Source organism: Micromonospora sp. NPDC005197 (assembly GCF_040608295.1).
Taxonomy (GTDB): Bacteria; Actinomycetota; Actinomycetes; order Mycobacteriales; family Micromonosporaceae; genus Micromonospora.
In genome coordinates this window covers 83,922-106,541 of sequence record NZ_JBEXHY010000002.1, presented here as the reverse complement: position 1 = coordinate 106,541, position 22,620 = coordinate 83,922, and the positions used below count along the sequence as shown (strand labels likewise).

Below are 22,620 nucleotides of genomic sequence, written 5' to 3'. Positions count from 1 at the left end.
CTGTCGCCTCAGGGGTTCACCTACGCCGCAGCAGCCAACCCAGCAACGCGACGAGACCCACCGCCACCACCAGCCCCAGCACGGTGACCCACTGATGACCGGCCTCCCCGCCCAGGCCCGCCGCCTGCAACAGCAGCACCCCCAGCACGGCCGTACCCAACAGCACCGCCGCCACCCGCAGCAACCACCGGGTGACCAGCTCCGGGTCCACCACCGCGTCGTACGGCAGCAGCGCCGCCAGCGCGCACAGGGAGTGCCCCAGGTACAGCAGCGCGGCGACGGCGAGCAGGCGCCACAACGCCACCGGTCGGCCGTATCCGTCGGTGGCGAGCAGCCAGCCACCGACCATGACCAGCGCCACGAACGTCGGCCACAGCCGCCGCGGACCCATCGCGGGCAGCAGCGCGGCCACCGCCAGGAACAGCAGCGGCCGGCCGGTCAACACCTCGGCGGGAAACGCCAGCGCCAGCCCGGCCAGCGCGGTGACGAAGATCGCGGCCCGGACCATCAGCGGAACGGCGCTGATCCGTGCAACAGCATCCTGAGCAGCCCGAACCCGCCCGGTGATCGCGTCGATCATCTGCCCACACCCTCGATCCTCACCGGGAACCGACCCTTGGGGCCGTCGCCAGCCGCGCCACGTCCCGCAGCACCTGGTCCAGGCTGCCCGCGCCGGCCCAGCGCACGATGGGCACGCCGTGCTCCCGGAGCTGCCCGATCATGGTTTCCCGGTCCAGCCGCCACAGGCGGTACGCCACCTCGGCCCAACCCCGATCCTTCGGCGGCGTCAGGTTGGCCGGCAGCGTGTCGACCGCCACCACGAACCGACCGGCGCGGGCCAGCCGCGCCAGCATCTGCGCCGAACGCTCGTCCAGCAGCGGGGTGAGGACCACCACCAACGCGTCCGAGGAGAGCTGCTGCGGGCCGAAGACCTGGTCGTACGGCTCGTGCTGGGAGGCTTCGGCGCGCACGTCGAGCAGCCACTCCAGGACGGTCAGGTACTGCCGGCGGCCGGCGGCCGCGCGCAACCGGCGGGCCCCCGGCCCGTACTCCACAAGCGACACCCGGTCGCCCCGGTGCAGGTAGTGCTCGGCGATCGCCGCGGTGGCCCGCACTGTGGTGTCCAGCACCGAGGCGGAGCCGTCCACGCCGCCGGAGCGCCCCGCCTCGGCGAGCACGTCGAGCAGCACCACCACCTCGGCGTCCCGGTCGGAGAGGGTGGCCGCCACGTGCAACTGCCGGGCGCGCAGCGACACCCGCCAGTCGACGCGGCGGAGCCGGTCGCCGGGGGCGAAGATCCGTACGCCGGCCAGCTCGCCGCCCTCACCGGGCCGGCGGGAGTGGTGCGCGCCGACCAGGCCGGCGGCGCGGGGCATCGCCTCCACCGCCTCGAACGGTTCGGTGCGCGGATAGACCCGCACCCCGACCGGCTCGGTGAACACCGCTCGGGAGACCAGCAGGCCACCCGCCGTGGCGACCCGCGCGCCGGCCGGACCGACCGGGTGCCGGCCCCAGCGCAGAGCCCGGCCGGCCAACTCGAGGTCCACCGCCGCGGCGGCGGGCACTGAGGTCACGAACGGCCGATCGGCGACGGAGCGGCCGGTGCGGGCGGACGCGCCAGCAGCGGGCGGGGCGTCGGCGGGCGGGGCGTCGTCGGCCGGGCCGGTGCCGGCGAAACCGGCCCGGATGATCCGCAACCACGGCGAGACCCGGGACCGCACCACCACGAGGTCGTAGTCGACCGCGTCCGGGTTGCCGACACTGACGGCGGCCGACACCTCGCCACCCTCGACGAGCGGTCCGTCGTCCCCGGCGGTGATCCAGACCTGCGGCAGCGTCGTGGGCCGGCGGCGCAGCGCGTACGCGGTGCCCAGCGCGAACGGGGCCGCCAGCACGACGAGATCGACCCGCCCCAGCAGGACCCCCGCCACCAGCAACAGGCCGGCGAGCAGCACCGCGCGGCCGAGCGCCGGGGTGGGCGCCCAGCCGGCGGCCGACTCCGGCTCGGTGGATCGCGGCGCGGGCGCGGTCGGGCCGGTCATCAGCGCCGGAGCCCGCCGGCGGCGTAGCTGGGCAGCGCACCGCTGGCCGGGGCGGGCGTGGCCTCCAACACCTCACCCACCACGAAGGCCGGGTCGACGCGGCGCAGCCACATCTCCGGGCGCAGGGTGATCCGGTGGGCCAGGGCGGGCGCCGCCACTTCCTTGACGTCCTCCGGCACCACGTAGTCCCGGCCGCCGAACACCGCGCGCACCCGGGCCAGCAGCAGCAGCGCCAACGAGCCACGCGGCGAGGCGCCGACCAGCACCGACGGATGTTCCCGGGTGGCCGCGGTCAGCGACACGATGTACCGGCCGATGGAGTCCTCCACCACCACGTCCTCCAGGGCGGCCTGCATCGCCCGCAGGGTGGCGGCGTCGACGACCGGTTTGATGTCCGCCTCCTCGCGGCGGCGGCCCATCCGACGGCGCAGCACCTCCCACTCCTCCTCGTGCTCCGGATAGCCGAAGGAGACCCGCAGCAGGAACCGGTCCAGCTGCGCCTCGGGCAGCGGGTAGGTCCCCTCGTACTCGATCGGGTTTGCGGTGGCCAGCACGTGGAACGGCTCGTCCAGCTTGTACGTCACGCCCTCCACCGAGACCTGCTTCTCCTGCATCGCCTCCAGCAGCGCGGACTGGGTCTTCGGCGGCGTCCGGTTGATCTCGTCGGCGAGGAGCAGGTTGGTGAAGACCGGCCCGGCGCGGAAGGTGAAGTCGCCGTTGCGCTGGTCGTAGAGGAAGGAGCCGGTGACGTCGGCGGGGAGCAGGTCCGGGGTGAACTGGAGCCGGCGGAAGTCCAACCCGAGCGCCTGGGCGAAGGAGCGCGCGGTGAGCGTCTTGCCCAGACCGGGCAGGTCCTCCAGGAGCACGTGCCCACCGGCCAGGATCCCGGCGAGGACCAGCTCCAACGCGTCCCGCTTGCCGACCACGACGGTGCCGACCGCGTCCAGGACGGCCCGGGCCAGGCGACCGACCTCGGCGGCGGGCATGCTCCGGTCCACGTCGTTCATCAGATGTTCTCCAGTTCGGCGACGATCACCGCGAGATCGCGCGGCGACGGGGGGCGGCGGGGCGGGGATTCCAGGAACGTCCACAACCGATCGCCCAGCAGGGCACGGGCACGGGCCGGATCCGACTCACGGGTCACCGAGTGCTTGAGGCGCAGCCGTTCGTCGGCCAGTTCCGCGAGCCGGGGCAGGATGACCCCGGTGAAGCGTTCGGGTCGCGTCGTGGACCAGTCCAGCGGGAGTTCCCAGCCGTTGATGGCGGCGCGCAGCGCGTCCCGGGCACCCCAGTTCCAGGTGCCGTCGTCGTCGTACTGATGACGCGGAGGACGGGACCTCGCCGCCGGTGGTGGCGCGAGCGCGGCAGCGACCCGGCGCACCCCGGACACCGCGAACACACCGGCCACCAGGATCACCAGCGACACCTGCAGACCGACCGCCCGGAAACCGACGACCAGCACGGCGACCAGGGCGGCGTTGCCGGCCAGGGCCCGCAAGACGCGTCCGGCCCGGCCACCCCGCTCACGCTCGGCCTGCCTCGGCCGCTCCTCCTCGAAGGTGAGCAGGTCGTCGATGCTGGCACTGCCGCTCACCGTCGCACCGTCCCCAGCCCGTTCACGACGGCACCTCGGAAGCGCCAGTCGTCACGATGGTGAGTTCACCGCGTAGCCGCCGCAGCGCGGCGCGGGCCTGGTCGCGGGTGCCCTCGTCGACCTCACGCGTGGCGTACCGGGCCTCGCGGTAGACGTGCGCGAACTCGGCCAGCACGTCGGCGCTGACGATCGCCGGGACCCCGGTCGACGGGTCACCCCGCAGCAGCCGGGTGACCAGGTCGGTCGGGGTGTCGCCGGGATGCCGGGGCACACCGGCCGCGGCGGCGGCCTCCTCGAGGCGTACCCAGCAGGCGATCACCGCGACGCGGGGATCGGTGGCCTGGTCGTCCAGCTCCACCAGGCCGGCGTCCAGGGCGGCGGCCACCTCGCGGGCGGTGCCCTCGGCCGTACGCCGAGCCCGCTGCGCCGGCAGCGCCCGCGAGGTGCGGCGCAGCGCGCCACGGAGCAGGAGCCAGCTGAGATAACCCAGCACCGCGAGGATGGCCAGCCCGAGCAGAACCATCGCCACGGTGGCGATCCACTGCGGGATGTGCGCCTGGGTGGCCTCGCCGGCGTCCCTCGGCTCGACCGGGATCGACGGCGGCGGCGACGGCGTATCCGTCGGGTACTCGGGCACCCAGGGGACGTTCTCCGCGGCCGGCGGGATCTGACTGGCGCCGATCGACGAGTGCGCCGAGGCCAGTGCGGCGGCCGCGAGCAGCGCCGCCACCGCACCCACCGGCCACCACCGGCGCAGCAGACCGAGCACCGGGCGGACCACACCCGACCCGGCGACCGGGGACGGCGTGGGCGGGCGCGTTCCGTTCGTCATCGCCACCACCCCACGCGTTCTCAGTCCACTTCGGCCAGCTGCTTGGCCCGGCCGAAGACATCGTCCAACATCCCCGGTGTCAGCCGCCCGGTGAAGGTGTTCTGCTGGCTGACGTGGTAGCAACCGAGCAACTCCGGCACGGCCGCGCCGGACCAGTGTGCCCCATGGCCGAACGCCGGTCGCGGGCTGGGCGGGCGCTGCCCGTACACCTGGCGCAGCACAGGCCACCACGCGGCCCAGGCGAACGCGCCCAGCGCGACCACGACGCGCAGGGTGGGCCGGATCAGCGTGACCTCGCGGTGCAGCCAGGGCGCGCAGGTGTCCCGCTCGTCCGGGGTTGGTTTGTTGTCCGGCGGGGCGCAGCGGACGGCCGAGAAGATGCGGGTGTCGCACAGCGCCAGCCCGTCGTCGGCGGCGACACTGGTCGGCTGGTTCGCCAGCCCGGCCCGGTGCAGGGCCGCGAAGAGCACGTCGCCCGAGCGATCGCCGGTGAAGATCCGGCCGGTGCGGTTGCCACCGTGCGCGGCGGGCGCGAGCCCGAGGATGGCGATCCGCGCGTCGGCGGGGCCGAAGCCCGGCACCGGTCGACCCCAGTACTCCTGGTCGCGGAAGGCGGCCCGTCGGGTGCGGGCCACCTCCTCCCGCCACCGGACCAGCCGTGGACAGGCGAAACAGTCACTGACCGCCGCGTCGAGGTCGGCCAGGTCCGTCGCCCGCGCGGCGCGGGCGACGACCTGGTCGGGCGTACGCGGCTCAGCCAAGCTTGGCCCGGAAGAGTTCGAGGGTGCGGGCCCAGGCGCTGGCGGCGGAACGCTGGTCGAACGCCTCCGGCCGGTCGTCGTTGAAGAACGAGTGCGAGGTGCCCGGGTAGTCGTAGAGCTGGCAGGTGCCGCCGGCCTCCTCGATGGCCCGGCGTGCGGTCTGCACACCCTCAGCGGCCGAGGTGCCGTCCTCTTCGGAGCAGTGGATGACGGCCGTCTTGCCGGCGTAGTCGACCCAGTCGGGGCGCATCGACTCCCAGGGCAGCACGGGATAGAAGCCGGCGGTGGCGACGATCCGCTCGGAGAGGGTCGCCGACCAGAGGGCGAGGCTGCCACCGGCGCAGAAGCCGACGGCGCCGACCTTGCCGGTTACCTCCGGCCGCCCCGCGAGGTAGTCGGCGGCGCTGGCGATGTCCTTCGCCGCCTCGTCCATCCGCATCGCCAGCAGCAGACGCTGCGCTTCGTCCGGCTCGCTGGTGGTCTCACCGTGGTAGAAGTCCGGGGCGAGGGCGACGAAGCCGGCCTCGGCGAACCGGTCCGCGACCGACCGGATGTGCGGGACTAGACCCCACCGCTCCTGGATGACGATGACGGCGGGGCTGGCCGTGCCGCTGGCGGGTATCGCGAGATACCCCTCGCTCGTACCCCCGTTGCTGCGGTAGCTCACCATGTCGCCCATCGGCCGTCCTCCTAGCGGTCAGTCATCGTTGGCTGGTCGCCCAGTGGTCCTACGTGCCGGTAGCCTGCCATGCCGCGCCTCCGCCGGGAAGACGCCGGAACAGTGGCATTCACCTCCTGTTCGCCGCGCGGTGACCGGGGGTATGCCGACGGCGGCGGGGAACGCTCCCCCACCGCCGTCATCGGTCTCTCAGCTCGGTCTGACCTTTTCGGTCAGGCCTTTTCGGTCAGGCCTTCTTGGTCAGGCAGAGCACGTAGCCCTTCTTGCCCGACTCGATGCTGTAGAAGACGTACCCCTCCTGGTCTTCCTTGAAGAACTCGTTGCAGGTGGTCTCGGCCTTGGCCTGGGCTTCGGTCTGCCCGTCGATCCGGCCGACCACGCTGTACGCGGCGTCGGTGGAGGTGCACTCGACGACCTTGGCGCCGTCGACCTCCTCCTCCTTGTCGCCCTTGATCTCGGGCAGCTCGGCGATGCAGTCGCCGGCCTTGGCGTCGGCCGTCTCGTCCTTGTTCAGGAAGTTGCCGATCGCCGCGCCGAGACCGAACTTCAGGCCGGCGACGACGAGAAACACGACGATCGCGCCGATGATGCCGAGCGCCTTCTTCCCACCGGACTTCTTCGCCTCCTCCGGCTCGGCCGGGGGCGGCGTCTCGACGGCCGGCTGGGCGGGCGTCTCGACGGCCGGCTGCTGCGGTGCGGCGTCGGACGCGGGGGGCGGTGCGACCTGCTCTGACACGGGGGTTCCTTCCGAGGGGTGGATGAGCAGACGACACCGTAACGATCATTGATTTCCGGCGTCGTCCCGCTCGCCTCGTCCGTTCAGCTATTTCCCAGCATCGTGTGCATGATCTGGTTCACATCGCCCGTCAGCTCGTCGCGGTCGGGGTCGGGTCGCCACTCGGTGTGGCACTCGGCGTCACGCTCGGGCTCGCCGTGCTCGGCGCAGGGGTCGGAACCGCCGGGGTCTCGCTCGGCGTCGACGTGCCGGTCGGCTGCGGCCCGCTCGTCGGCCGGCCGGGCATGCCCGGGCCTCGCGGCCCGAAGGGCGCCTGGTCCGGGCAGTACGGGTAGGCCCGCAGCAGCGGATTGCCGTAGGCCGCGGCCGGGTCGGCGCAGTCCGGATAGCCGAGCCGGATCGGGTTGCCGTTCTCGTCGAAGAGCCGGGCGTTCTCCACCAGCCGACCCTCGCTGTCGTAGACGAAGACGTCCCTGATCCGGTCGTACGGGTTGTCGACAGACGTCGGGTCGTAGCCGTAGTCGCCGTAGCGCATCCGGTTCTCGGCCTGCATCAGGGCCGAGAGCGCGAACACCACAAGCACCGCGCTGCCGACCTGCAAGGCGGACCGTGGCCAGCGGCTCAACTGACCGGATCGGCGACCGAGCCAGATCGAGGCGAGCACGAAACCGACGAGCATGATCAGGCCGGCCAGCAGCTCCCCACCGAACCGGGGCAGCAGACCGAAACTCCCACCCGTGGTGATCACGGTGACCAGCATCGCCGCCAGATAGCCGCGCGCTACCCACCAGCCCGGGCGCAGCAGACGGAGGAAATCGCTGGCTGTCGCGTACCCCAGGGGTGGGCCGAGCCGGGTGTCGATCGCGCGCAGCCGGCCGCGGAGCCGGACCACGGCGGTGGCGACCCGCTGGTCGAGGTTGCGCCCACCGCCCGCGCCGACGCCGGCAGCGGCGCGCAGCTCGGCGGCGTACGTCTCCGGCTCACCCAGCCGCTCGACGAGGGTGCCCTCGGCCTCGGCGGCGACCTCGGTGAGATGGTCGGCGAGATCCTCGGTCAGCTCGTTGAGCCGGTCGGGCGGCAGGTCGGCCAGAGCGGCCCGGACCCGCGCCACGTAGTCGGTGATCTCCTGCTCCGTGACGGTCATGCCGCCAGCCCCCGATCGTCGAGCAGAGTGTCCATTGTGGTGGCGAACGAGCGCCAGAGCTTGCCGGAGCGGGTCAACTGGTCACGCCCGGCGGCGTTGAGTGAGTAGTACTTACGGTGCGGGCCGGTTTCGCTCGGCACGACGTACGTGGTGAGCAGGCCGGCGGCGAAGAGACGGCGCAGCGTGCCGTAGACCGAGGCGTCGCCGATCTCCTCCAGGCCGGCCTCGCGGAGCCGGCGCAGGATGTCGTAACCGTAGCCGTCCTCCTCCCGAAGGACGGCCAGGACGGCCAGATCGAGCACGCCCTTCAACAACTGTGTGGTGTCCACGCATTGCACACTAGTGCGCAATGCGAGGTAGCGTCAACGATTCCGGCCCTCGCCGCGCCGAGCGGGACCCGGGCGCTTGATCCACTCCAGGTCGGCGATGTGGGGGCATCCGCCCGACGGGACACCGCAATATCGCCGACATTGAGTCGATCACCGAGACAGCGGGGGTCCATCCCGGCCTGCGGGATCAGTCGGCACAACGCCCAGGGTGGTCGGGGCGGACTCGGACCCCCTGGCGGTCCAGCCCACGAACCTGGCGAACAGGTCGGCCGGGGATGGCGCCGGGTTCGGATTGAGCTTGATCAGATCTGCGGTGGCCTCAAACAACAGGCCAGCCATGTAGATGCTCAGGCCGACCCGGTCACGTCGGTACTCCATGGTCAACAACAGCCGCGCCGGCTGACATGGCCAGGCGGCGGCGCACACCCGGCACAGCCACAGAGGTCGCATCGGCAGATGTGGGCGCATCGCCCGACGCTGGCGGTCGTGAACTGGGGAAACGTTGGATGCTGCCATTACTTAAGGGTGATCGCACCGTAGCCCCTAGTCAAGGCCCTAGTAGGGTGTTGCCCAACTAGGGCCTTGACTAGTAGGGGCATGTCTAGCCTCCAAGGAATGGGCCGGAATCTCATGGGTGCATACGAGATTCGCATGCGGCTGGGCGTCAGCAGGCAGCGCGTGGAGCAGCTCATGAAGCGTCCCGACTGGCCGGAGCCGTATGAAGCGTTGGCCACGGGGCGAATCTGGCGCACCGAGGACATCGAGGCTTGGATCCGCGTGCACCGCCCTAATCTGGACGACGAAGACTGAAGAACGGCCCTACTCAGGCCGCTTACTGCCTGAAGGCGACGCCAAGCGCTTAGATCAACACGAGATCGCCGATATCGGGGTGTCCAAGTGTCCCGGATACCGCGATATCGGCGATGCGGAGTCGATCAAGGACGCGGGTGGCCTACTGGAGGCTCCAGGCGATGCCGTCGAGGATGTCGTGCTCCGAGGCGACCACCGAGGGCATTCCGGCCCGCTCCATGATCACGCGGAGCACGAGCGCGCCCGCCGCGATCACGTCGGCCCGGCCCGGGTGCATCACCGGAATCTCCAGCCGCTGCGCGCTGGTCCGCGAAAGCAGATCCTCGGTCACCTGGGCCACCGCCTCGTACGACACCCGGGCGTGGTGGATGCGCTCCGGGTCGTACTCCCGCAGGCCCTGAGCGATGGCGACCACTGTGGTGACCGAACCGGCGAGGCCGACCAGGGTGGCCGCCTCGCGGCCGGGCACCGCCGCGAGCGCCCGGTCCACGACGGCGGCGATGTCGGCCTGCGCGGCGGCGATCTGCTCGGCCGTCGGCGGGTCGCCCGCCAGGTGCCGCTCGGTCATCCGGACGCAGCCGATGTCCACGGAGATCGCCGACCGCACGCCGGCCGCCCGGTCACCGACCACGAACTCGGTGGAGCCACCGCCGATGTCGACCACCAGGAACGGCTCCAACGCGTCGGCGGGCAGGCCGCGCACCGCACCGGTGAACGACAGCCGGGCCTCCTCGTCGCCGCTGACCACCTCGGGCTCGACCCCGAGGGTGGCCCGCACCATCTCGGTGAAATCGGCCGCGTTCGAAGCGTCCCGGGAGGCCGAGGTGGCGCACATCCGCACCCGCTGGGCGCCCAACTTCTCGATGTCGGCGGCGTACGACGCCAGCGCCACCCGCGTCCGCTCGATCGCCTCCGGCGCCAGCCGCCCCGTCCGGTCCACGCCCTGCCCGAGCCGGACGATTTCCATCCGCCGGGTCACGTCGGTCAGCGGGGCCTGCGGCCCGGCCGACTTCTCGGGCAGGTCGGCGACCAGCAGTCGGATCGAGTTGGTCCCGCAGTCGATGGCCGCAACACGCGTCGTCACTCCGCAACCCTACGACAGCCAGCCCCCGGCGGAATCTACAGGCGCAGCAGCATCCGGGTGTTGCCCAGCGTGTTCGGCTTGACCCGCTCCAGGTCCAGGAACTCCGCGACACCCTCGTCGTACGAGCGCAGCAGCTGCTCGTAGACCGGCTGCGGCACCGGAGCGCCGTCGATCTCCCGGAACCCGAACGAGCCGAAGAACCGGGTCTCGAAGGTCAGTACGAAGATCCGCGCGACGCCCAGCTCCCGGGCCGCGTCGATCAGCTCACCCACCAGCCGGTGCCCGATCCGCTGGCCACGGCAGGACGGGTCGACGGCCACCGTGCGGATCTCGGCCAGGTCCTCCCACATCACGTGCAGCGCTCCGCAGCCCACCACGACGCCGTCGTCGGGCCGGACCGCCACCCGGAACTCCTGCACGTCCTCGTAGAGGGTGACGGTGGCCTTGCTCAGCAGCCGCCGGTCGTCGGTGTACGTGTCGACCAAGCGGCGGATGCCCCGTACGTCCCCGGTGCGGGCCCGCCGCACCAGGATCTGCCCCTCGGCCTGCGCTGTCATTCGGTCGAGGGCACGTCGACGCACGGGCCGCTCGCCCACCAGGGCTCGACCAGCGCCAACGTCTCGTCACCGAACGGGTTCACGCCGGGGCCGGCGCCCAGGGCGTGGCCCAGGTGCACGTGCAGGCACTTCACCCGGCCCGGCATCCCACCGGCGGAGATGCCCGCGATCTCCGGCACCTCGCCGATCGCCTCCCGGCGGGCCAGGTAGTCCTCGTGCGCGGCCCGGTAGTGGGCGGCCAGCTCCGGATCCGTCGTCAGCCGGTCGGCCATCTCCCGCATCAGCCCGGCCGACTCCAACCGGCTGCACGCCGCGGTGGCCCGGGGGCAGGTCAGGTAGTACAGCGTCGGGAACGGGGTGCCGTCGGCGAGGCGGGGCGTCGTCTCCACCACGTCGGGCAGGCCGCACGGGCAGCGGTGGGCCACCGCCCGGGTGCCCCGGGGCGTCCGGCCGAGCTGCGCCGCCACCGCGGCCAGGTCGGCCTCGGTGGCCGGCTCCCGCTGCGGCAGGGGTACGGAATCCGCCGCCGACTCCGGCGGTGGTGCGACAGTCACGGTGCTCGTCTCTCCTGGTGTGCTGGTCGGTGGTTCACTTGCCCGGCTGCTGGCTGTCCGCCGCCCGCACACTCGACCAGAGCGTGTCGTACCAGGTCGTCGGACCGGCCGGGGCGCCCGAGCCGGGCGACTTCCCGGCGTCGCGGGCCGCGCCCTCCGGGTCGTTCAGCACCACCATCATCTTCTCGCCCGGCCGGCCCATGAAGAACCGCTCCCGAACCTGCGTCGTGATGTACTCGTCGTCCTTCCACTTCGCGGCCTCGGCGGCGAGCTTGGCGATCTCGGCCTCCTGCGCCGCCTGGGCGGCCTCCATCCGCTCGATGTCGGCCTGCTGGTCCAGGTAGACGCGCACGGGATAGGTGTACGCGAGGGCGAGCGCGATCAGCACCGCGCACAGCACGGTGGCCCGGCCGGTGAAGCGACGGGGATGGGGTGCGGCGAGCCGCTTCACGGCGCCGCCCGAGGCGGTACGCCGAGCGGCGGCCGGACGGTTCGCCGAGCGCACGCCCTCGGCGCCCCGGACCGCGCCCGGCGCCCGACCGGCGGCGCCGCGCGGTTCGGCTCGTACGCCGGCGTCCCGGAGCGACCCACGGGTGGCCCGGCCGGCACCCGGCCGGCCGGACTGACCCGGTCGACGGGCGGGACGTTGACCACCCGGTGTGCGGCGCTGCATCGTCACACCCCTCCCCCGAGGCTCCATGCGTTACAGAGATTGCCGGGAAGCCCCGCGGTGGGGCTTCCCGACCACGTCTCAGGCCGAACGGTAGCGCGGGAACGCGCCGGCGCCCGCGTAGCGCGCCGCGTCGGCCAGCTCCTCCTCGATCCGGAGCAGCTGGTTGTACTTCGCGACCCGGTCCGAGCGGGCCGGCGCGCCGGTCTTGATCTGGCCGCAGCCCGTCGCCACCGCCAGGTCGGCGATGGTGGTGTCCTCGGTCTCGCCGGAGCGGTGGCTCATCATGCACTTGAAGCCGGCCCGGTGGGCCAGGTCCACCGCGTCCAGGGTCTCGGTCAGCGAACCGATCTGGTTGACCTTGACGAGGACGGCGTTGGCCGCCTTCTCCGCGATGCCGCGGGCGATGCGCTGCGGGTTGGTCACGAACAGGTCGTCGCCGACGATCTGCACCCGGTCGCCGATCGACGCGGTCAGCGTCTGCCAGCCCGTCCAGTCGTCCTCCGCCAGCGGGTCCTCGATCGACACGATCGGGTACGCGTCGGCGAGCTTGGTGTAGTAGGTGCTCATCTCCTCGGCGGACTTCGCGGCGCCCTCGAAGGTGTAGGTGCCGTTGTCGAAGAACTCCGTGGCCGCCACGTCGAGGGCGAACACGATGTCGGTGCCGAGCCGGTAACCGGCCTTCTCGACCGCCTCGGCGATCAGGTCCAGGGCTGCCGCGTTGGTGGGCAGGTTCGGCGCGAAACCACCCTCGTCACCGAGCCCGGTCGACAGGCCCTTCTTCTTCAGCACCGACTTCAGCGCGTGGTAGACCTCCGCGCCCGAGCGCAGCGCCTCGCGGAAGGTGGGCGCACCGATCGGCGCGACCATGAACTCCTGGATGTCGACGTTGGAGTCGGCGTGCGCGCCACCGTTGAGGATGTTCATCATCGGCACCGGCAGCAGGTGCGCGTTCGGGCCGCCCAGGTAGCGGAAGAGGCTCAGCTCGGCGCTGCCGGCAGCCGCCTTCGCCACCGCCAGGGAGACCCCGAGGATGGCGTTCGCGCCCAGCTCCGACTTGCTGTCGGTGCCGTCGATGTCGAGCATCTTCTGGTCGATGAGCCGCTGCTCGCTGGCCTCGTACCCGATGATCTGGTCGACGATCTTGTCCTCGACGTTGGAGACCGCCTTCTCCACGCCCTTGCCCTGGTAACGGTCGGCGTCACCGTCGCGCAGCTCGATCGCCTCGAACGCGCCGGTGGAGGCGCCGGAGGGCACTGCGGCGCGGGCCACCGTGCCGTCGTCCAGGCCGACCTCGACCTCGACCGTCGGGTTGCCCCGCGAGTCGAGAATCTCCCGGGCGACGATTCCCTCGATGGTTGCCACTGAGTCGCTCCTCGTTGTTGTGATCCGGTCCGTGGGTGGGCCGCGACGGTGCGGCTGAGGCAGGTGTTGAACGCAGCGTATCGGGCGGCGGGATCGGGCACGGCGTCGCCCGCGCACCCGAGTCGCCCCGCACTGACGGACATTCCCGGATTTCCGGGCGTCAACCGGCAACGGGTTTGCGCTGCGCCGACTTGATCCACCAGGCTGGTCGTCATGCCCGCCGCCTCGACCACCCTCCGCATGCTCGCCGTGTCGGTCATCGCGTCGCTCACGGTCACCGGCTGTCAGACATACGAGGACGCCGGCACCGCCATGGGTCGCTCGGATCTCGTCAACGACCTCGCCGCCCGCCTCGACCGGGCGCTGGAGTTGACCTACTCGGCCGACTACCAACTGCCCGGCGGCCAGAGCGCCGCGATCGTGCAGGCGCAGGATCCGGCCCGCTCCGCGTACACCTACCCGGGTGGGCGGCTCACCGTCACGCCGGACGCCGTCACCCGCTGCGCGTCGACCGGCGGTCGGATGGCGTGCACGCTCGTGGCGCCACCCACCCCGGGCACCAAGCCCACCGTGGCGCTCTTCACCGAGGCGAACCGGCAGGGTCTCGTCACCCCGCCGGTGGTGGTCGGGCTGCTGACCGCCGCCGCACTCGACCCGCAGGCGGTGATCAAGCAGAGCGACACCACAGTCGCCGGGCATCACGCCGCGTGCGTCGAGGTGCAGCGCTCGGACGGCGACTTCAGCGCCTGCGTGACCACCGAGGGCGTGCTCGGCAGCTTCCTCGGCGCGGTCGACGGCAAACCGATGGAGCTGGCGTTGACCAGTTACTCCGAGACGGTGGAGACGAACGCGTTCGACCCGCCCGCCGGAGCAGGCGTGGTGGACCGTCGGCCGGGCGGCTCCTGACCGCTCGACCGACCCGGTCAGATGCCCAGCAGGGTGCGCAGGTGGCGCGGCGGCGGGCAGTCCTGGGCGAGCATCGCGTCGTGCCAGTCGCGCACCGACACCCCGTCCGGGCGGGCTGCGGCGATCTCGGCCATCTCGCTGTACCCCACGAAGTAGGTGGAGAGCTGCGTCGAGGTGAGCAGCGACCGGCGCCACTTGCCGGCCGCCTCGCCCTCCTCCTGGAAGCCGCGCCCGGTCATGAGCGCCATCGCCTCGGCCTCGGGCAGCTCCTCGGCGTGCACCAACTGGTCGAGCAGCGCGTTGATGGTCATCCGGAGCTGCATCTTGAGCTGCTGCAACCGCACCGGCAGGCCACCGAAGCCGAGCCCGGCCATCAGCTCCTCGGCGTACACCGCCCATCCCTCGACGAACGGGCCGGAGCGGGCCAGCGCCCGCACCCTCGTGCCGCCGACGTGACGCCGGGCGTGGGCGAGCTGCAGGAAATGGCCGGGCATCGCCTCGTGCACGGTGAGGTTGCGGACCATGTGGTCGTTGTACTCGCGGTAGAAGGAGTCCACGCGCAGCGCCGACCAGTCCGCCGGGGTGGGCGCGATGCAGTAGAAGGTCGGCACCGCCGCGGTCTCCAGCGGGCCGGGCGAGTCGCAGTACGCCACGGCGACGCCCCGCGCGAATTCCGGCATCTCCTGGATCACGCACCGGTCGTCGACCAGGGTGACCAGGTCGTGCAGGCGGACGAAGTCGGTCGCCTCGTCCAGGGTCACCCCGGCCAGCTCGACGATTGTCGAGTCGTCCGGGTGCTCGGCGGCGAGCACGTCCAGCGCCCGGCGTACCGTCTCGTCGTCGGCCCGGCCACCGACCAGCTCGACGGCCGCGTCGCGGATCTCGGCGGTGACCCGGTCCAGGTTGGCCCAGGCGCGGCGCTGAATCTCGGCGGCCCCCAGCTCGGTGTCGAGGGTGTGCCAGAGCCGCGCCTCCCAGCGGCGGCGGCCCAGTCGCGGGTCGCGGCCGGGGCCCGCGTCGGCGGCCAGGCCGACGCGCAGCCAGGCGACGAACTCCTCCAGCGCGGCGATCGCGGCGGTGGCCGCCGGCTCGACCTTGTCGAGGCTGCCCGGCGCCTGGGCGATCAGCGGCGGCAGCTCGTCGCGGATCAGCGCGGCCGTGCCGGTGAACTGCCCGACCGCCGTCTCGGCGTGGATCCGCGGCATGTCCCGCAGCGTCGCGCGGGCGGTGGCGAGGGCATCCGGTACGGCGGCGAGCCGGCCGGCCAACTGCGTCAACCGCACCTCGGCCGGGGCGTACGGACGGGCCAGCAGCGGGTGCAGCAGCGGACCGGGATTGTGGTGCAGCGGATCCCACTCGTGCGACCGGATCTCGGTGAGCTCGAACAGCTCCCGGTCCACGAAGGAGGTGAGCAGCGCGTGATCCACCTGCTCGTCGACGTCCAGCGAGTCGGGGTCCAGTTCGGACAGCGCGTTCGCCGCGTCGGAGAGCATCACCCGATCGGCGGCCAGCGCGTCGGCGGACAGATCCGGCAGCCGGTCGTCGAACCGATGATCGCCCGCCGAGGTGGCAACCCCCGGCCGCGACTCCAGCAGAGCCTCAACAACCCGCTCCGCGAGTACCCCAAACTCCTCCACCGGCCCCACCCTACCCAGCCCCCCGCGCCCACCTCGGTGATCAAGAGGTTTGGGTCAGATCCGAGCCGGATCCTGACGCGAACCTCTTGATCACCGTGGGTCGACGGGTGGGGGTGGGGGTGCGGGCTGGGTTTCGGCGGCTCGGACGGCTTGGGCGTAGGCCAGGGTGGCCCGGCGGAGGGCCGCTTCGGGGTCGATACCCGCCTCGCGGGCCGCGACGACGGTTGCCAGCAGGCTCGCGCCCAGTCTCGCTTCGGCGTCCACCTGCGTGGCGGCCAGCGGAGGTGGGACCTCGATGCCGTTGCGGGTGGCGCGTTCCAGGATCTGCGCGGCCAGGGCCAGGGCGGGTTGGCTCAGCGCCACACCGTCCAGGACGGAATCGCGCGCCTTCTCGACCCGCTTGATCCGCTCCCAGTTGGCGGTGATCTCCTCCAGCGTGCCCGCCTCGGCGCCGGCGAAGACGTGCGGATTGCGCCGGATCATCTTGTCGACCAGGCCACCCGCCACGTCGTCGATGGTCCACCGCTCGCCCTCGGGCAGCTCCTCGGCGAGCCGGGCATGCAGGACCACCTGCAGCAGCACGTCGCCCAACTCCTCACGTAGCGAGTCGGTGTCGTCCGCGACCATCGCGTCGTACGCCTCGTAGCTCTCCTCCAGCAGGTAGCCCGCGAGGCTGCGGTGCGTCTGCGCCCGTTTCCACGGGTCGCCGCCCGGCGAGGCCAGCCGGTCCAGCACGGCCACCGCGTCGAGCAGCCGGGCCCCCGGCGGGTCCCACGAGCCGTACATCAGCTCCAACTCGGCAAGCCCGGGCTCCCGGGCCAGCCGCAGACCCAGCTCCCGGGCCAGGGCCTCGTCGCCGGCCGGGCCGGCCAACCAGACCGCCGTGCCGTGCGCCGCGACCGTGTCGAGCAGGGGCTGCGTCGCCGGGCCGTCCACGATCCTCACCTCGGCGCCCGCCTGGCGCACGGCCGTGGTCAACTCGCTCTCCGCGCCGGCCAGGACCGGATGCTGGCGTACGGCGTCCCAGGCGGCCGAGGTCAGCAGGCCGGCCGGCAACCGGGGTGAGGTGACCAGCAGGACGATCCGTGCCGTCATGCTCAGCTGGCCGTGCCCTCGGCGTCCGGGTTCGCGCTCGACGGCACCGCGTCCGGGGTGGAGACGTCGGTGACCGTTCCGGAGCCCGCCTCGCCCAGCGGCACGCTCACCGCGGGAGCGTTGCCCTCGAAGGTCAGCACCGGGAACTCCAGCGGCCGGTACCGGGGGTTGACGGTCACGTCGTGACTCTCGACCGCCTCGACCAGCGACCTGCGGGTCGCGAGCGCGGCGCGCAACTGGTCGCGCGACTGCTCGCCGTCGAGCTGACGGGCGGCGTCCTCGTCGCTCACGTTGGCCGGGATCTTGGCGGCCTTGCGACCCGCCGCGACCACGTCGGCCAACTCCTTGTCGGTCGGGGCGACCGCCTCGCCGGACGGCACCCCGGACAGGCAGGTGTAGAGCTCGGCGACCGAGCGCACGTACCGGGTGTCGGGCGAGAGCCCGAACTGCTGGGCGGCCTGCTCGGGCGACACCTGGGCGCGCGGCTGGTAGTTCTTCTCCTTGGACACCCGCCCGCACACCTCGCCCAGCACCAGCACGCTTGTCACCTCGGCCGGGCCGGGCAGCCGCGGCTGCGCGGCGGCGGACGGGTCCTCCGCGGGGGGCGTCGGGTTCTTCGCCCGCAGGTCGTCCAGCATGGCGGTGACCGCATCCTGGGTGATGCGGTGATCCCCGACGTAGGCGGCGACACCGGGCTCGGCACGGCAACCGGAGAGGGCGACGATGCCGACCGCCACGGTGGCGGCGGCGACAAGACGGCGAGCACGCATGACCGTCACTCTCTCACGCCATCACCGGGCGCTGTGACGCCCCCCACCTCCACCCGCGCGCTCGGCACGGCGACTCCGACGCACCCGCACCTGGGGGTACGACGGAAGCGCCGTGCTCACCCGGCCGCGGCGACCAGCGGGGCGGGGGCGCCCAGCACGTCGGAGAGCAATTGCGCGCACCACTCGAGCAGCGCCTGGTCACGCAGCGGCTCGCCGCCGACCCGACGGGTGGTCGGTCGGGGCACGCTGACCTGGTCGGTGGCCTGCTTGTAGACGGCGTCCGGGTGGTAGCGCTTGAGCCGCATCTGCTTCGAGTCGGGCAGCGGCAGCGGCCCGAACCGGATGTGCTTGCCCTGCATGGTCACGTCGCTCAGGCCGTACCGGCGGGCCAGCAGGCGGAACCGGGCCACCGCCACCAGGTTCTGCACCGGGGCCGGCGGCTCGCCGTACCGGTCGGTCATCTCGGCGACGACCTCGCGCAGACGCTCCTCGTCGCGTGCCTCGGCGAGCTTGCGGTACATCTCCAGGCGCAGCCGCTCCACACTCACGTAGTCGTGCGGCAGGTGGGCGTCGATCGGCAGGTCGATCTTGACGTCGGCCTCCTCCTCCGGCCGCTCACCCTTGAACGCGGAGACGGCCTCGCCGACCATGCGCACGTACAGGTCGAAGCCGACGCCCTCGATGTGCCCCGACTGCTCGCCGCCGAGCAGGTTGCCGGCGCCCCGGATCTCCAGGTCCTTCATGGCCACGTACATGCCGGCGCCCAGCTCGGTGTGCTGCGCGATGGTGGCCAGCCGCTCGTGGGCGTGCTCGGTGAGCGGCTTCTCCGGCGGGTAGAGGAAGTAGGCGTACGCCCGCTCCCGACCCCGGCCGACCCGGCCGCGGATCTGGTGCAGCTGGGCCAGACCGAGCAGGTCGGCCCGCTCCACGATCAGGGTGTTGGCGTTCGGGATGTCGATGCCCGATTCGACGATCGTGGTGCAGACCAGGACGTCGAACTCCTTCTCCCAGAAGCCGACCATGACCTTCTCCAGGGCCTCCTCGCCCATCTGGCCGTGCGCCACCGCGACCCGCGCCTCGGGGACCAGTTCCCGCAGCCGCCGTGCCGCCCGGTCGATCGACTCGACCCGGTTGTGCAGGTAGAAGACCTGCCCGTCGCGAAGCAGCTCACGGTGGATGGACGCGGCGACCTGCCGGTCGTCCTGCGCGCCGACGAAGGTGAGCACCGGGTGCCGCTCCTCCGGCGGGGTGGCGATGGTGGACATCTCCCGGATGCCGGTGATCGCCATCTCCAGGGTGCGCGGGATCGGGGTGGCCGACATGCTCAGCACGTCGACCGAGGCCCGCAGCGTCTTGAGGTGCTCCTTGTGCTCGACGCCGAACCGCTGCTCCTCGTCGACGATCACCAGACCGAGCTGCTTGAACCGGGTCGCGGTCTGGAGCAGCCGGTGGGTGCCGATGACGATGTCGACGGTGCCGTCGGCGACCATCTCCAGCGTCCGCTCGGTCTCCTTCGGGGTCTGGAACCGCGACAGCTGCCGGATCTGCACCGGGAACTGGCTCATCCGCTCGGCGAAGGTGTTGTAGTGCTGCTGCACCAGCAGCGTCGTCGGCACCAGCACCGCCACCTGCTTGCCGTCCTGCACGGCCTTAAACGCCGCCCGGACCGCGATCTCGGTCTTGCCGTAGCCGACGTCGCCGCAGATCAGCCGGTCCATCGGGACGGTCTGTTCCATGTCCCGCTTGACCTCGTCGATAGCGGCGAGCTGGTCTGGCGTCTCCTGCCACGGGAACGCGTCCTCCAGCTCCCGCTGCCACGGGGTGTCCGGGCCGAACGAGTGGCCCTTGGACGCCTTGCGGGCGGCGTACAGCTGGATGAGCTGCGCGGCGATCTCCCGGACCGCCTTGCGAGCCCGCGCCTTGGACTTCTGCCAGTCCGAGCCGCCCATCTTGTGCAGCGTCGGCTGCTCGCCGCCCACGTAGCGGGAGAGCTGGTCGAGCTGGTCGGTCGGGACGAACAGCCGGTCGCCGGGCTGGCCACGCTTGCTGGCCGCGTACTCGATGACCAGGTATTCCCGGCTCGCGCCGTTGACGGTGCGCTGCACCAGCTCGACGTACCGGCCGATGCCGTGCTGCTCGTGCACCACGAAGTCGCCGGCCTTGAGCTCCAGCGGGTCGATGGTGTTGCGCCGACGGCTCGGCATCTTGCGCATGTCGCGCGTCGAGGTGCCCCGACCGCCGGTGACGTCGTTGCCGGTGAGCAGCACGAAACGGGACGCCTCGTCGACGAACCCACTGCCCAGCGCGCCGCAGGAGACGACCAGCTCGCCGGGGGCGGGCGCGGTCGGCACCTCCTCGGTCAGCCGGGCGCCCAGCCCGGCGTCGCGCAGCACCTCCACCGCCCGCTGGGCGGGGCCGTGCCCCTCGAAGACCAGCGCGATCGACCAGCCCTCGCCGGCCCAGCGCTTGAGGTCGTCGACCACCCGTGCGGTCTCGCCGTGGTAGAGCGGGGCCGGCTGCGCGGCGAGGGTCACCGCGATGGCGTCGTCCGGGGTGACCACGGCCTGCTCGGGCGCGTCCTCCCAGGGCTGGCGCGTCTCGGCCGTCTCGGCTTCACCCAGACCGAACGGGGACAGCGTCCACCACGGCTGGCCGAGGTCGGCGGCGGTGGCGCGGACCTCGCCCAGGGTGCGGAAGGCGGCGGCGCCGACGTCCACCGGGGCCTGGCCACCGACCGCGGCGGCGGCCCAGCTGGCCTGCAAGAACTCCTCCGAGGTACGCACCAGGTCGTGCGCCCTCGTGCGGATGCGCTCCGGGTCGCACAGCAGGACGTGGGTGCCGGCCGGCATGGCGTCCAGCAGCAGCTCCAGCGAGTCGGGGCCGACCAGCACCGGGGCCAGCGACTCCATCCCCTCCACCGGGATGCCCTCGGCCAGCTTGTCCAGGATCTCGGCCAGCTCCGGGTGCTGCTCGGCCAGCGCGGCGGCCCGCTCGCGGACCGCCGGGGTGAGCAGCAACTCGCGGCAGGGCGGCGCCCAGAGCAGCGGAACCTGCTCGATGGTCCGCTGGTCGGCGACGGCGAAGGTGCGGATCTCCTCCACCTCGTCGCCCCAGAACTCGACCCGGGACGGGTGCTCGTCGGTGGGCGGGAAGACGTCCAGGATGCCGCCGCGCACCGCGAACTCGCCGCGCTTGGTGACCAGGTCGACGCGGGCGTACGCCATGTCGGTCAGCCGGCGGGCGACCTCCTCCAGGTCCGCCTCCTCGCCGGCGGCGAGCTGCACCGGCTCCAGGTCACCGAGCCCCTTGAGCTGCGGTTGCAGCAGCGAACGGACGGGTGCCACGACCACCCGCAGCGGCCCGGTGCCGCCGTGCGCGTCGGTCGACTCGGGGTGCGCGAGGCGGCGCAGCACGGCCAGCCGGCGGCCCACCGTGTCGGAGCGGGGAGAGAGCCGCTCGTGCGGCAGCGTCTCCCAGGAGGGGAAGACCACCACCTGCTCCGGCGGCAGCAGCGCACCCAGCGCGGCGGCCAGGTCGTCGGCCTCCCGGGTGGTGGCGGTCACCGCCAGCACGGGTCGCCCGGCCCCGCCACCGGCGCCGTCGGGGTCGGCCGCGACGGCGGCCACCGCGAACGGGCGCAGCGCAGCCGGAGCGGTGATGTCGAGGCCGTCGACCTGGGCGGCACCGGAGCGCGCCAGGTCACGCGCCCGGGTCAGCCCGGGGTCGGCCAGGGCGGCGGAGAACAGACCGGTGAGCAAGGGATTCCTTCCAGGGGAGTCGGCGCACACCACGGCGGCCCCTCGTCCAGCCGGACGGGGGGTGCACGCCGACAAGCCTATCCCCGTCGACCGACAGCCACCCCCTTCCGCCCAGGTCGCGTCGCCCCGCGCCGCGCACCCCCGGCCCGGGTCCGCACCCCGGCCCGGGTCCGCTCCCGCGCAGGCCACCCCTCGTCCCAAGATCCACACAACTTCCCGGAAGTTGCTGCTTCCGGGGCGCGGGAGGCAGCAACTTCCCTGATGTTGTGCGGATCTTGCCGCAGAGGGCGGCGGGCGAGCGCTGACCGGGCCCCGAGGCGGTCGGAAACGGGAAAGATCTTGACCGCCGCCGGCAGGCGTGGTCGGGTTTCGGGATGGGTGAGCAGTGGCGCGCACAGTTCGACGCGGAGGTGAGCTTCGCCAACGGCGGCGGGCTGCGCACCGAGGGCTTCCGGCTGGACATTCCGGGTCGGGAGATCACCGACGACGATCTGGCGGCGTTGTTCGTCCGGCACCTCGGCCTGCTGATGGTCACCGAGGTCCGGATCAGCGCGAAGACGATCATCGAGGAGCCGCACAAGGGCGGCCGGGGCGTCGACGCTTCCGGCGCCGATCGCCGGCTGGTCGAGCTGAGCCACGTGATCCGCGACGGAATGACCACCCTGCCGGGGTGGCCCGCTCCTCGGCTCACCGACTGGTTGACCTTCGCCGCATCCCGCGAGCGGTACGCGGCGGGCACCGAGTTCCACGTGGCCCGGATCGACATGATCGCCAACACCGGCACGTACGTGGACACTCCCGCCCACCGCTGGTCGGGCGGCGACGACCTGACCGGGGTGTCGCTGGACCGCCTCGCCGACCTGCCCGGGGTGCTGGTCCGCGTACCGGCCGGCACCCGAGCCGTGGACCGGCTGATGCTGGCCCCGTACGAGGTGGCCGGGCGCGCGGTGCTGCTGCACACCGGGTGGGATGCGCACTTCGGCACCGAGCGGTACGGCGGGCCGGAGGCGCCCTACCTGACCGGGGACGCCGCGCAGGCGCTGGTCGACGCCGGCGCGGCCCTGGTCGGCATTGACTCGATCAACATCGACGACATGAGCCCGGCGGCCGGAGGCGTACGCCCCGCGCACAGCATTCTGCTCGCCGCCGGGGTCCCGATCGTGGAGCACCTGACCGGCCTGGGCGCGCTGCCGCCGAGCGGGTTCCGCTTCACCGCGGCCCCACCGATGGTGGCCGGCATGGGCACCTTCCCGGTCCGCGCCTTCGCCGTCGTCAATCCCTGATCCACGCCAACTCT

23 protein-coding genes are annotated in these 22,620 nt (G+C 72.5%); 3 read left to right on the top strand and 20 right to left on the bottom strand.

All coding sequences use genetic code 11. The annotated features are described in order from the left end of the window. Positions 1 to 16: 16 nt before the first annotated feature. From ABZU46_RS01575 to ABZU46_RS01525, 11 genes are all read right to left on the bottom strand, one after another. Positions 17 to 580 carry a hypothetical protein gene (locus ABZU46_RS01575; protein ID WP_354854167.1) on the bottom strand — a complete coding sequence of 188 codons (564 nt, stop codon included), beginning with the start codon at positions 578 to 580 and terminating at the stop codon, positions 17 to 19. A gap of 19 nt (positions 581 to 599) precedes the next feature. Further along, complete coding sequence (locus tag ABZU46_RS01570; RefSeq protein WP_354854165.1) at positions 600 to 2,042, bottom strand: DUF58 domain-containing protein; 1,443 nt, start codon at positions 2,040 to 2,042, stop codon at positions 600 to 602. Then, the gene (locus tag ABZU46_RS01565) at positions 2,042 to 3,049 is read right to left on the bottom strand and encodes a MoxR family ATPase (RefSeq protein ID WP_354854163.1); all 1,008 of its coding nucleotides are present in this window, start codon (positions 3,047 to 3,049) and stop codon (positions 2,042 to 2,044) included. The genes ABZU46_RS01570 and ABZU46_RS01565 overlap by 1 nt, the downstream gene beginning before the upstream one ends. After that, entirely contained in the window at positions 3,049 to 3,636 is a 588-nt protein-coding gene (locus tag ABZU46_RS01560) for a hypothetical protein (protein ID WP_354854161.1), read from the bottom strand. Before ABZU46_RS01560 ends, ABZU46_RS01565 begins: the two co-directional genes overlap by 1 nt. 22 nt (positions 3,637 to 3,658) lie before the next feature. After that, positions 3,659 to 4,396, bottom strand: a complete 738-nt coding sequence (locus tag ABZU46_RS01555) for a DUF4129 domain-containing protein (protein WP_354854306.1) — start codon at positions 4,394 to 4,396, stop codon at positions 3,659 to 3,661. Between the two features lie 92 nt (positions 4,397 to 4,488). After that, entirely contained in the window at positions 4,489 to 5,229 is a 741-nt protein-coding gene (locus tag ABZU46_RS01550; RefSeq protein WP_354854160.1) for a uracil-DNA glycosylase, read from the bottom strand. After that, the gene (locus ABZU46_RS01545) at positions 5,222 to 5,908 is read right to left on the bottom strand and encodes a dienelactone hydrolase family protein (protein ID WP_354854158.1); all 687 of its coding nucleotides are present in this window, start codon (positions 5,906 to 5,908) and stop codon (positions 5,222 to 5,224) included. The genes ABZU46_RS01550 and ABZU46_RS01545 overlap by 8 nt, the downstream gene beginning before the upstream one ends. A gap of 226 nt (positions 5,909 to 6,134) precedes the next feature. Continuing rightward, positions 6,135 to 6,644, bottom strand: a complete 510-nt coding sequence (locus ABZU46_RS01540) for a hypothetical protein (protein ID WP_354854156.1) — start codon at positions 6,642 to 6,644, stop codon at positions 6,135 to 6,137. Between the two features lie 130 nt (positions 6,645 to 6,774). Beyond that, a complete protein-coding gene (locus ABZU46_RS01535) occupies positions 6,775 to 7,788 on the bottom strand; it encodes a hypothetical protein (protein ID WP_354854154.1) in 1,014 nt (337 codons plus the stop codon). Further along, positions 7,785 to 8,117, bottom strand: coding sequence for a PadR family transcriptional regulator (locus ABZU46_RS01530; protein ID WP_007455685.1), 333 nt, complete (start codon positions 8,115 to 8,117; stop codon positions 7,785 to 7,787). The genes ABZU46_RS01535 and ABZU46_RS01530 overlap by 4 nt, the downstream gene beginning before the upstream one ends. 150 nt (positions 8,118 to 8,267) lie before the next feature. Next, positions 8,268 to 8,633, bottom strand: coding sequence for a hypothetical protein (locus tag ABZU46_RS01525; RefSeq protein ID WP_354854153.1), 366 nt, complete (start codon positions 8,631 to 8,633; stop codon positions 8,268 to 8,270). A gap of 99 nt (positions 8,634 to 8,732) precedes the next feature. On the opposite strand from ABZU46_RS01525, the gene ABZU46_RS01520 reads away from it, so the two are divergent. After that, complete coding sequence (locus tag ABZU46_RS01520; protein WP_354854151.1) at positions 8,733 to 8,927, top strand: DNA-binding protein; 195 nt, start codon at positions 8,733 to 8,735, stop codon at positions 8,925 to 8,927. A 142-nt stretch (positions 8,928 to 9,069) separates the two neighbouring features. On the opposite strand, the gene ABZU46_RS01515 is transcribed toward ABZU46_RS01520, so the two are convergent. The 5 genes from ABZU46_RS01515 to eno form a co-directional block, all read right to left on the bottom strand. Continuing rightward, positions 9,070 to 10,011, bottom strand: a complete 942-nt coding sequence (locus ABZU46_RS01515) for a Ppx/GppA phosphatase family protein (protein WP_354854150.1) — start codon at positions 10,009 to 10,011, stop codon at positions 9,070 to 9,072. Between the two features lie 35 nt (positions 10,012 to 10,046). Next, positions 10,047 to 10,568, bottom strand: a complete 522-nt coding sequence (locus tag ABZU46_RS01510; protein ID WP_234584104.1) for an amino-acid N-acetyltransferase — start codon at positions 10,566 to 10,568, stop codon at positions 10,047 to 10,049. Further along, positions 10,565 to 11,122, bottom strand: a complete 558-nt coding sequence (locus tag ABZU46_RS01505) for a DUF501 domain-containing protein (protein WP_354854148.1) — start codon at positions 11,120 to 11,122, stop codon at positions 10,565 to 10,567. Before ABZU46_RS01505 ends, ABZU46_RS01510 begins: the two co-directional genes overlap by 4 nt. 34 nt (positions 11,123 to 11,156) lie before the next feature. Next, the gene (locus ABZU46_RS01500) at positions 11,157 to 11,795 is read right to left on the bottom strand and encodes a septum formation initiator family protein (RefSeq protein WP_354854147.1); all 639 of its coding nucleotides are present in this window, start codon (positions 11,793 to 11,795) and stop codon (positions 11,157 to 11,159) included. Positions 11,796 to 11,873: 78 nt separating this feature from the next. After that, positions 11,874 to 13,157, bottom strand: coding sequence for a phosphopyruvate hydratase (gene eno, locus ABZU46_RS01495; RefSeq protein WP_354854145.1), 1,284 nt, complete (start codon positions 13,155 to 13,157; stop codon positions 11,874 to 11,876). Between the two features lie 213 nt (positions 13,158 to 13,370). On the opposite strand from eno, the gene ABZU46_RS01490 reads away from it, so the two are divergent. Then, the gene (locus tag ABZU46_RS01490; RefSeq protein WP_354854143.1) at positions 13,371 to 14,063 is read left to right on the top strand and encodes a hypothetical protein; all 693 of its coding nucleotides are present in this window, start codon (positions 13,371 to 13,373) and stop codon (positions 14,061 to 14,063) included. 17 nt (positions 14,064 to 14,080) lie between these two features. Here the strand turns inward: ABZU46_RS01490 and ABZU46_RS01485 are convergent, their stop codons facing one another. The 4 genes from ABZU46_RS01485 to mfd form a co-directional block, all read right to left on the bottom strand. Beyond that, positions 14,081 to 15,700, bottom strand: coding sequence for a DUF885 domain-containing protein (locus ABZU46_RS01485; protein WP_354854141.1), 1,620 nt, complete (start codon positions 15,698 to 15,700; stop codon positions 14,081 to 14,083). A 90-nt stretch (positions 15,701 to 15,790) separates the two neighbouring features. Then, entirely contained in the window at positions 15,791 to 16,795 is a 1,005-nt protein-coding gene (locus ABZU46_RS01480; protein WP_354854139.1) for a nucleoside triphosphate pyrophosphohydrolase, read from the bottom strand. A 2-nt stretch (positions 16,796 to 16,797) separates the two neighbouring features. Beyond that, on the bottom strand, positions 16,798 to 17,565 hold the full coding sequence (locus ABZU46_RS01475; RefSeq protein ID WP_354854137.1) for a hypothetical protein: 768 nt from the start codon (positions 17,563 to 17,565) through the stop codon (positions 16,798 to 16,800). Between the two features lie 116 nt (positions 17,566 to 17,681). Continuing rightward, positions 17,682 to 21,323 (bottom strand): transcription-repair coupling factor, encoded by a 3,642-nt coding sequence (gene mfd / locus ABZU46_RS01470; protein ID WP_354854136.1) that lies wholly within the window; start codon positions 21,321 to 21,323, stop codon positions 17,682 to 17,684. A 374-nt stretch (positions 21,324 to 21,697) separates the two neighbouring features. Between mfd and ABZU46_RS01465 the strand changes: the two genes are divergently transcribed. Next, positions 21,698 to 22,606 carry a cyclase family protein gene (locus ABZU46_RS01465; protein ID WP_354854134.1) on the top strand — a complete coding sequence of 303 codons (909 nt, stop codon included), beginning with the start codon at positions 21,698 to 21,700 and terminating at the stop codon, positions 22,604 to 22,606. Positions 22,607 to 22,620 lie beyond the last annotated feature (14 nt).